General features: G+C 41.7%; 11 protein-coding genes, 1 tRNA gene and 1 riboswitch. Of the genes, 5 read left to right on the top strand and 7 right to left on the bottom strand.

What is annotated here, in order from left to right:
* Positions 1-150: 150 nt before the first annotated feature.
* Positions 151-1,401, bottom strand: a complete 1,251-nt coding sequence (locus CGZ90_RS18990; RefSeq protein ID WP_094254081.1) for a dicarboxylate/amino acid:cation symporter — start codon at positions 1,399-1,401, stop codon at positions 151-153.
* 119 nt (positions 1,402-1,520) lie between these two features.
* A riboswitch (cyclic di-AMP (ydaO/yuaA leader) is annotated at positions 1,521-1,686 on the bottom strand.
* Positions 1,687-1,884: 198 nt separating this feature from the next.
* On the opposite strand from CGZ90_RS18990, the gene CGZ90_RS18985 reads away from it, so the two are divergent.
* Positions 1,885-2,079 carry a hypothetical protein gene (locus CGZ90_RS18985; RefSeq protein WP_094254080.1) on the top strand — a complete coding sequence of 65 codons (195 nt, stop codon included), beginning with the start codon at positions 1,885-1,887 and terminating at the stop codon, positions 2,077-2,079.
* Positions 2,080-2,152: 73 nt separating this feature from the next.
* Here the strand turns inward: CGZ90_RS18985 and CGZ90_RS18980 are convergent, their stop codons facing one another.
* Both CGZ90_RS18980 and CGZ90_RS20845 read right to left on the bottom strand, forming a co-directional pair.
* On the bottom strand, positions 2,153-2,872 hold the full coding sequence (locus CGZ90_RS18980) for a GDSL-type esterase/lipase family protein (protein WP_094254079.1): 720 nt from the start codon (positions 2,870-2,872) through the stop codon (positions 2,153-2,155).
* Between the two features lie 74 nt (positions 2,873-2,946).
* Complete coding sequence (locus CGZ90_RS20845) at positions 2,947-3,105, bottom strand: hypothetical protein (RefSeq protein WP_165766919.1); 159 nt, start codon at positions 3,103-3,105, stop codon at positions 2,947-2,949.
* A gap of 107 nt (positions 3,106-3,212) precedes the next feature.
* On the opposite strand from CGZ90_RS20845, the gene CGZ90_RS18975 reads away from it, so the two are divergent.
* A complete protein-coding gene (locus CGZ90_RS18975) occupies positions 3,213-3,881 on the top strand; it encodes a TrkA C-terminal domain-containing protein (protein ID WP_094254078.1) in 669 nt (222 codons plus the stop codon).
* A gap of 131 nt (positions 3,882-4,012) precedes the next feature.
* On the opposite strand, the gene CGZ90_RS18970 is transcribed toward CGZ90_RS18975, so the two are convergent.
* Entirely contained in the window at positions 4,013-4,240 is a 228-nt protein-coding gene (locus tag CGZ90_RS18970; protein WP_094254077.1) for a hypothetical protein, read from the bottom strand.
* A gap of 217 nt (positions 4,241-4,457) precedes the next feature.
* Positions 4,458-5,105, bottom strand: coding sequence for a 3'-5' exonuclease (locus tag CGZ90_RS18965; RefSeq protein ID WP_094254076.1), 648 nt, complete (start codon positions 5,103-5,105; stop codon positions 4,458-4,460).
* 397 nt (positions 5,106-5,502) lie between these two features.
* Between CGZ90_RS18965 and CGZ90_RS18960 the strand changes: the two genes are divergently transcribed.
* On the top strand, positions 5,503-6,153 hold the full coding sequence (locus tag CGZ90_RS18960) for a hypothetical protein (protein WP_133063620.1): 651 nt from the start codon (positions 5,503-5,505) through the stop codon (positions 6,151-6,153).
* Positions 6,154-6,306: 153 nt separating this feature from the next.
* Entirely contained in the window at positions 6,307-6,462 is a 156-nt protein-coding gene (locus CGZ90_RS18955) for a YjcZ family sporulation protein (RefSeq protein WP_094254074.1), read from the top strand.
* A gap of 107 nt (positions 6,463-6,569) precedes the next feature.
* Here the strand turns inward: CGZ90_RS18955 and nagB are convergent, their stop codons facing one another.
* Together nagB and nagA are read right to left on the bottom strand one after the other, a co-directional pair.
* Entirely contained in the window at positions 6,570-7,304 is a 735-nt protein-coding gene (gene nagB / locus CGZ90_RS18950) for a glucosamine-6-phosphate deaminase (RefSeq protein WP_094254073.1), read from the bottom strand.
* 4 nt (positions 7,305-7,308) lie between these two features.
* Positions 7,309-8,484 (bottom strand): N-acetylglucosamine-6-phosphate deacetylase, encoded by a 1,176-nt coding sequence (nagA, locus tag CGZ90_RS18945; protein ID WP_094254072.1) that lies wholly within the window; start codon positions 8,482-8,484, stop codon positions 7,309-7,311.
* Positions 8,485-8,792: 308 nt separating this feature from the next.
* Here nagA and CGZ90_RS18940 point away from each other — a divergent pair.
* Positions 8,793-8,868, top strand: a tRNA-Ala gene (locus CGZ90_RS18940).
* Positions 8,869-8,897 lie beyond the last annotated feature (29 nt).

Here is an 8,897-nt window from a genome sequence, read left to right as displayed (position 1 = left end):
ATAAAGTATCAATCAAAAAAATTTCTCATGTATTAAGCATTGAAGGAGGAATAACTTTAAAGACATTTCCTCTCAACTGCTTGACAAAACAAACCGTTCAATAGCGAATAAAAAGCCGCGGCGGCTGCCGCGGCTTTTCCTTTGATTCATTTATTCTGTCATTGCTGATTTAATCTTTGGTGTATTTGCCACACCATGTTTTTCTTCTGTCTTAGCTACGATAACTGCACAAGCTGCGTCACCTGTGATGTTGACTGCTGTGCGCATCATATCAAGAAGACGGTCTACACCGAGTATAAGCGCGATTCCTTCAACAGGAAGTCCTACTGAGTTCAATACCATTGCAAGCATGATCAGTCCGACACCTGGTACACCTGCTGTTCCGATACTTGCAAGAACGGCAGTTAGGACAACTGTCAGCATTTCACCGATTGAAAGGTCCACTCCGTACACTTGAGCGATAAAAATGGTCGCAACACCTTGCATGATAGCCGTTCCGTCCATGTTTACTGTTGCGCCTAAAGGCTGCACAAAGCCGCTGATCGGTTCTGGAACGTCAAGGTTTTCCTGGGCCGTTTTCATTGAAATCGGCAAAGTGGCGTTAGAACTCGACGTACTGAAAGCCACACTCATTGCAGGAGAAAATCCTTTAAAGAACCAGATCGGATTCTTTTTCGCAAACAAAGCAACAGAACCGCCGTACGTTATGATGCTGTGAAGAAGAAGTGCCGCTATAACGATTCCCATATAAAGACCCATTGCCTTTAGGGCTGGAATGCCTTGGCCGCCAACGGCAGAAGCGATCAGTGCGAACGCCCCGTATGGAGCAAATTTCATTACAAGGTTAACGAGATACATCATCAATTCGTTACCTTGATCAATTAAGTTGTAAAGACCTTTTGTCTTGCTTCCTAGCATAGTTAAAGCGAATCCTACAAAGATTGAAAACGCAATAATCTGAAGCATGTTTCCTTCTGTCATGGCCTGAATTGGGTTAACAGGAATAATATTCAGAAGTGTTTCAGATACAGGAGGCGCTTTTTCAGCTTTGAAATCCGCACCGCTTGTGTCAAACGTTCCGACTTCTCCTGGCTTAAATACCAATGCAAGCACCATGGCAATAATGATGGCGAGAGTCGTTGTTCCTAAAAAGTATCCGAGTGTTTTGGCTCCGATTCTTCCTAGTTTCTTTGGATCTCCAAGACCTGCTGTACCGAGGACAATTGAAAAGAATACAATCGGCACAACGAGCATTTTAATCAGGTTAAGAAAGATTGTGCCTACAGGTTTCAGGACGTATTTGTCTGCCTCTGGAAAAATACTTGGAGCAGCAAGATTTAGTACAAGACCAGCTACAACCCCAAGGGCCAAAGCGATTAGAATCTTAGATGATAATTTCATAAAAATAACCCCTTTCGTATTTTTATTCAAACATGCAAAGAGAACTAAAGAATGGCTAAATAAAAACCCCCGAAAAATAGAGAGTTTCCGCGGGTTAGCAAGCACACTTAGGGCTTATCCTTATCTCTCCAAAACGCTTGCGAGGTTAGCTGTCGGATTAGGAAATGAGATTATCCCTTTTGCTTTAAGCAAATTCATCCCAGGCCTTTTAAAGCCGTAAATAATGGGTCCCCCGCTCAGGTAACTTGAATAATCATTCAAACCCTGATTCAGCGATTGCTGTATGACTTATGTGCTGTCATTTTACCTTTTTTGTCGAATTTTTGTCAAGATTACACTTATGTAAACGTTTTCCAGCATCGCTCGAGTACCTTTAGGAAACACTTTCCTTTAGGACTATATTCCTTATTACCCCTATAATCAAACATAACATTCGAAAATTATGGGTGGATTTGTTTTATATTCCGGAGGAGGCAGAACTTCATGAAAATTGTATTTTACGAAAAGGGCGAGCTGAGCATTATTGTAGGTGCTTCACGCCTTAAAGGTGAATTAACGATAGAGCAGATTAAATCAGAAAGTGAAAAAAAGGCTAAAGAACTAGGCAGCCTTCTTGGGCGTGAGATCGGGTTTATGATCGACATGAACGGAAAACTTGAAACCCCGATGGGCAAGTAAAGCAGCCCGCTTTCCAATCTGATAGAGAGGTTGAAGAAAACGCGCATAGCGTGCTTTCTTCAACCTCTCTTTTTTATGGTGACCAATGCTTCGAAACCCAGTTCCCCAGCTTTTCGTATCCCCTTATATTCGGATGGATAGAATCTGAAAAATACAGCGGCTTTGAAATATTAACGAAAAGCCGCTCTGTCGGGATGTAAAGAGAAAGGGTCGTTTCATCAGCGACTTTTTTTATGCTTTCATTCCATGACTGAATGACTGTTCCGTTTTTCGTATCATACCCATCTCCAAAATACGGGTTATAAAGACCTAAAATATATAATTTGGCTGAAGGATTTTGTTCCCGGATCAAAAAGGTGATCTTTGTTAGATTTTTCTCCAGTTTCTCTTGTCCTTCGTTCATTCTGGTCAGGGGCAGCTTTTTAAAGTTCCAGCGTGCTGTCTGCCTGTAATCATTTGTTCCGATAAATAAAAATACGGTGTCAGCTCTTTGAATTGAACGTAATACTGCCCCATTGCCAAGCTGATCAAGCAGCTGATCAGAACGCTGTCCGCTTATGCCGAAATTATTTAATACTGCATGCTTTCCTGTTCTTTTTTCAATGGCATCGGTGACAAAGCCAATGTACCCTTTTCTGGACGGATCGCCTACTCCATATGTAAGCGAATCGCCAAGTGCCACCACACGAATAGGCTCGTACTTTTTTTCACTGTATCGGTTAATATATAATGTTCCGAAAAAAAGAGCGGCTAATATGCCTCCTGCCATCATCCACTTCTGTAATTTCGTCAATTGAATATCTCCAATCGTGCTTTTATTGTATAAATTAAAGCAACAAAATGGAGAAATATCAAGTTATGGCGTTCTTACAGCCTGTAATCCTCAGGACTGTACTCGTGATCCTCCCATAAGTTAACGTCATCGTAAGATAACGTGTCCTTTTCCACGAGCGATTGTATAAGCATAACCACTCCCCCGCACAATAAAAACGCCGGCAGCATTGATATAATAAAAAGTCCCATCATATCCCCCCTGCTTGAATATATTCCGCTGTTAACGAATTTATGAAAATTACAGAATGAATCAGCAAGAATAGGGTATAAAAAGAAATAGGTTATTAAGGGGGATCGCGATGGGTATTATATTTATTCTGTTATATTTCGTCATTATAGCAGCAGTGATTGAAATCAACGTCATCCTGTTCAGGCTGACTGATCTAGAAAAAGAAGTCTCCCGTTTTCAAGTTATTTCTATGCTTACCGGGACAGGATTCACTACGGGCGAATCAGAGCTGATACTTGGACACCCCGTAAGACGCCGGTTAAGTATGTTTCTTATTCTTTTCGGTGCATTTTCATTAGCCGTAATCATCTCTTCGATCTCAAATATTCTTGCAGATGAGTTCCGTTCAATGGAGCTTGTCTTTATTGCTGCCGGGTTATTTATCATCATACTTGCTTTGAAAATTCCACAAGTAGCAAAAAGCCTTGGAAAAACGTTTAATAAACAAATGGAAGAAAAATTCGAATTAATTGATCTGCCGATTCGTGATGTGCTCCTTAAAGAGGAAAATGACCACTTAACTGAAATCTATATTCATAAAGAATCACCGTTTATCGATAAAAATATATGCGAGATTGAAGAAGAAGGAACTCACCTTATTATCCTCTTTGTTACCCGCGGGGATTTAATTATTAAAGAAAAGAAATCCGAAACTAAACTGCAGGAGGGCGACAAACTGCTTGTTTTCGGTGACAGAGAGCTGATAAAGAAAAAGTTTGAGGAGAAGGAAAAAAAGTAACGCTGTTCATTCCGGACATGATGAAATACCCTTTTTAAAAATAAATCTTTTGCACTGATAAATTGTTTTTAAGTGATTGCAGAACTAGTTCCACACTATGAAAAAAACCTCCCGCAGGAGGTTTTTTCGTATTATTGAATATGTTTAATATGATTTGGAACGAACGTCAGCAGCAGAGAAATAATCTTGTTGTATTGTTCCGGTGATACATGAATGCCGTCGTTCTCAAGTATTTCTTCTTTCAGCTGTATGATGAGATCGGCACGCTCGGGTTCAGATTCATAAGCACAGTACTCAATCGTGTTAAGCACTTCTAATAGCTGGTCGTTCTTATTTGTTATATAGTATGTAGGTTTCAACCGAAACACCCCCTAAGAGTATTATTAGGGATATAAGGTCATTTTCCTACAAAAACAATTCGTCAAATGCCGACATAACTTACTTTATATGGATAATAGAGCCAAAAAGCCTATTGCTTTTGTAATTTCGTGTCGAAAAATAGGCTGATTAGGTTATTTTTGTCATTTTATATTCAGTCTAAAAGTTTTAAATGCGTACAAAAATCCCGCGATTATTTTAGCTGAATAATTTTGACAGAGCGGCGAAAGGTGATGCTGCGGCCTCTTCTGGCTTGCTTTGATACACTAGTTTTTCAGGCTCGAACATCTTTGATTCCAAGTAAGATTCAGGATTTTTCACTAACGTTATGTCCTGAAACATCGTCTTAAAAATCTTGGCTGTGTTTAACGCATCATCGAGCGCACGATGCTTGTTGCCCTCTTGCTCAGCTCCGATTTTCTCAAGTGCTCTTGTAAGTCCGTATCGGAAGCCCTTCTCGCTTTCGTGCAGCATACTGAAACTGAACTGCAGGTCATTGTGATTGATAATCCACTCTGGATTTGTCTGGTGAAAAGCGGAATCCGTAATTAGTGCCCATTTATCTTCCGGTCCCCACGAACATAAATAATAATTCTCCGTCCCGATCCATTTTCTGAATTTACGCACTGCCTCTTCAAAAGATGGGGCGTTCAGTAAATCTTTGTTCGTTATTCCTGTCAGTGAAGTTATCCGGCTGTTCAGCTGATCTGCTTTTGGACGGATAAACGTTTGAAATCGATCCCCATCAACAAGTCCTTCATCTGTTTGAGTGATTCTTACTGCTCCGATTTCAATGATTTCCGATAGCCTATTCGTCATTTCAAGGTCATAAATGATATACTCCATAATCCCACCGCTCTCTTTAGCCCCTATCTTGTCTACATGTAATATTTTAGTAGAAAATAGCAGTTTAGAGAATAGGCTAAATGATTTCTTCTTACAGGATATGAAGCGGCACTGCTTTAATTGACAATTATCACAATTAAATCAGTCTGTGCAAATACAATCCTGCCTGTTATTCCTGCTGCAGAAAACCGCTTTCCAAATAGCGTTTCTCACACTGCACACCGAAATGGCTTCCCTGACTTTAGCAAAAAGGATGGACAGCTTTAATAAACGTATGTATTTAATTGTAAATAACGAATGGGCGTGGACCTTCATTCCCTTTTTCCGTTGAGGAATACAGCAATTGAAGGTAATATAAAAACATGGATAAATGATAATAAAGATAAATTGAGGGATCATGATGATAAAACGATTGATTTTTTTCTTGTCAGCCACTCTGCTAATTTCGGGCTGCAGCGAGAAGCAAGTTCAAGATAAAAACAGTTCTGCTGATAAACCTGCATCTCAGGAAGTGAAAGAAGTAAAGGAACCAAGCGGAGAGGCAGAAGCTGCAGCGGGAGAATCTGACACATATTCAGACACAAGCGAAGCAGAAAGACCTGCTGACGTAAGTGCCTCCGCTCCAAAAACGAAGCTATCCGAGAATACATTATTCGCCGTTTCCCAGCTTATTGGTGCAGACTCTGCTGCTGCAGAAAAGCAGTTAGGAAAACCCGAAAAGGAAGAACAGATTAATTTCCGATATTCAGGTACATCAAAGTTTATACCAGCCGTGACAAAGTATTACAGACAAGGTCTAGCTGCTGTCACGTTTGTTGAAAACAAAGCGGCAAGGGTTGTTTTCACTCCTAATGAACCGGTAAGTTTTAAAGATGAGCTTTCAAAAGGCCTCGAGTACGCCGGACTTCCTGGCGACGCAGAGCCTGTTGAAGAAACGGATACGGCAAACGTTTATGAAGACATCGGCGGTGTTTATGCTGTTACGGCCTTTAAGAAAGCGGAGCAGCTGGATTATTTGTACATCATTTTAGAGGAAAAATATAAATAAGAGCGTGCTGCGGCTGCGGCACGTTTTTTCTTTTTTTGGATAAGTGTCTAGTTTTTCGAAATCCGCACTTGTCCCCGTTTCTCTGTTTGTCCGCCCGGCATAATATATATCGAGGAGAAGATGGCTTCTCACTAGCAATAGGAGAGTGAAAAAATGGGCAAGTATTATTCCAAGAATTTTACTTTGTACGTTGTGCTGTTCATCCTGCTTGTTATCGTAGGAGCGTCAACTTGTAACAAAGGCTGCGGGCCAGTCGTTTGTTACCCAGCGTACGGATTCGGCGGCGCTTATCCAGGCTACTGGGCATAAGCACTGTAAATAAAGCGGACACGATATCGTGTCCGTTTTATTTTTATAGAGTTAAAGTCACTAATTCTTCCGGGGTGCAGAACACCAAATGAACAATTCGTATACAGCTAAACCCTCTTTGATTCAACAGCAAGAGCTTCGCTGTCAGCAATTACGGTTACGCTGGGATGTGACACAAGTGCGGTGGCAGGAACGTTTTCATCTCTTATGCCGCTCATCAGCGCGCTAATTGCCTCTTTTTTTGATGATCCTGATGCCAGCAAAAGAATTTCTTTGCTTTTTAATATTGTCCCGATCCCCATTGTGATAGCTTGTACTGGCTGTTTTTCCCCTTTAAAGTATTTTGCGTTTGCACGGAGTGTAGATTCTGTCAGCTCGACTACATGTGTAGAAGAATTGAAAGGAGTACCGGGTTCATTAAAACCGATATGTCCGTTCTGTCCAATGCCAAGCACTTGAAGATCAACACTGTTCAGTTCTTGTATGAGCTTGTCGTATCTAGCACATTCAGCGGTTAATTCAAGTGTCTCACCATTTGGCAGATGAGAGTTTTCAGGTAAAATCCCCAGCGGATCAAACACATTTTCTTTCATGTAGGAATGGTAGCTTTGCGGATGGCTTGCGGGAATCCCGACATATTCATCAAGATTAACGGTCTTGACTCTTCTGAACGATAGATGCCTTGCTGCTGCACTCTCCACAAGATGCCTGTAAGTCCCAAGCGGAGTTCCGCCCGTTGCAAGCCCTAATACAGCATCTGGCTGATTCCTTACTTTAGCTTCAATCATTTCAGCAGCCAGAACACTCATTTCCTCATAATCAGCAACCGCGATCACTCTCATGATTTCAGCTCACTCCTTTTTCAAAAGCCTTCTTACCTCGGCAAAACGCAGCAAGCACTTCTCCCTCTTTGCTCATCATTACGAGATCTGCATCTTTTCCTGCTTCCAAACTTCCTTTAGAACTGTATATACCGAGCTCTTTTGCAGGATTTTCGCTTGTCATTTTCACTATTTCCTCAATGCTGCATGAAGTAAACTGCCTCATGTTCTTCACAGCATCATTCATCTTCAGAACGCTTCCTGCAAGCGTTCCATCTTTTAAGACAGCCGTACCGTCTCTTACTGTCACATCCTGGCCGCCAAGCGTGTACATACCTTCACCTAGACACTTCGCCCTCATTGCATCCGTTATAAGAACAAGCTTATCTGAACCTTTTAATTTATATGCAAGCTTGACCATCTCACCATCTGAATGGATACCGTCAGCAATGATCTCCGCGGTGATCTCATCACGCAGCATCACTCCTCCAGCCGTACCCGGATCACGATGATGCATGCCCCGCATTCCGTTGTAAAGATGAGTCGCATGGGTGACTCCGGCCTCAACACTTTTCATTACGTCTTCATACACTGCGTCCGAGTGGCCGATGGATGCGATGATTCTGTTGTCTTTCAGAAACGAAGCGAGCTCATATCCTCCCGGTTCCTCTGGTGCTAACGTAACCAACTTTATCTTTTTTTCCGCTATTTCATTCCATTGTTTGAACTGCTCTACATTAGGAGGGACAATGTACTCTTTTGGCTGTGCTCCCGCCCTTTTCGGTGAAATAAAAGGACCTTCAAGATGGATACCCAATATTTCCGCATACCCCGCCTGCTGTTTTTCCATGTATTGAGCAGTATTTTGAAGAGCTGCTTCAATTCTTTCCGTTTTTTCTGTCATCGTAGTTGCAAGAAAAGAAGTAGTCCCTTCTGCTGGCAGCGCTGCACACATTTTCTGCAGCGCTTCTTCTGTTCCATCCATCACATCCGCTCCTGCTGCACCATGTATATGGAGGTCAATCATTCCTGGCATCAGTACGGCATTTTCAGGAATGTCGATACGCACGACGTTTTCAGCAAGATCTTTCGGCATGATTTCTCCAACATACAAAATGGTTTCACCGGTTGTTAATAAAAATCCGCTCTTAATCCCGTCACTTGTCACCATTTCTCCTTTAAACAACAATTTCGCCGCCATATCTGCCCCCCTTATTTTTACTTTTATGCAAGGTTATCACTAGCATCTTCTGCTGTCCACTTAACCGCATGCCGCTCAAAAACCTGATGCTTTATTTCTGCAAACTTCTTTATCATCTGCTGTCAAAGTCACCGTCCAGCTGTCATATTCCCCGGGAAATCGATAATTTCTCCCAAATCTTAGCTATAACTGGCATCCTTATTTAATCAAAATCACACCAGTCATATACTCATTTTTTGCCAATATGTATTGCGATAGTAATAGACTGATGGTAAAATAGATTTTGTCGGAATACATAGCAAACTATTGGGCCCTTAGCTCAGCTGGGAGAGCGCTACGCTGGCAGCGTAGAGGTCGTCGGTTCGATCCCGATAGGGTCCACCAATACATACTTATTCAAAACTCTTGACCAT

The organism is Fictibacillus aquaticus, assembly GCF_002245695.1.
Taxonomy (GTDB): Bacteria; Bacillota; Bacilli; order Bacillales; family Fictibacillaceae; genus Fictibacillus; species Fictibacillus aquaticus.
The sequence above is the reverse complement of the archived record's forward strand: the minus strand, read 5'-3'. Positions and strand labels throughout refer to the sequence as shown.

What these genes read in the sequence shown, in the direction of transcription:
- CGZ90_RS18990 (WP_094254081.1), bottom strand. Translation starts at nt 1,401, where the DNA reads ATGAAATTATCATCTAAGATTCTAATCGCTTTGGCCCTTGGGGTTGTA.
- CGZ90_RS18985 (WP_094254080.1), top strand. Translation starts at nt 1,885, where the DNA reads ATGAAAATTGTATTTTACGAAAAGGGCGAGCTGAGCATTATTGTAGGT.
- CGZ90_RS20845 (WP_165766919.1), bottom strand. Translation starts at nt 3,105, where the DNA reads ATGATGGGACTTTTTATTATATCAATGCTGCCGGCGTTTTTATTGTGC.
- CGZ90_RS18975 (WP_094254078.1), top strand. Translation starts at nt 3,213, where the DNA reads ATGGGTATTATATTTATTCTGTTATATTTCGTCATTATAGCAGCAGTG.
- CGZ90_RS18965 (WP_094254076.1), bottom strand. Translation starts at nt 5,105, where the DNA reads ATGGAGTATATCATTTATGACCTTGAAATGACGAATAGGCTATCGGAA.
- CGZ90_RS18960 (WP_133063620.1), top strand. Translation starts at nt 5,503, where the DNA reads ATGATGATAAAACGATTGATTTTTTTCTTGTCAGCCACTCTGCTAATT.
- CGZ90_RS18955 (WP_094254074.1), top strand. Translation starts at nt 6,307, where the DNA reads ATGGGCAAGTATTATTCCAAGAATTTTACTTTGTACGTTGTGCTGTTC.
- nagB (WP_094254073.1), bottom strand. Translation starts at nt 7,304, where the DNA reads ATGAGAGTGATCGCGGTTGCTGATTATGAGGAAATGAGTGTTCTGGCT.
- nagA (WP_094254072.1), bottom strand. Translation starts at nt 8,484, where the DNA reads ATGGCGGCGAAATTGTTGTTTAAAGGAGAAATGGTGACAAGTGACGGG.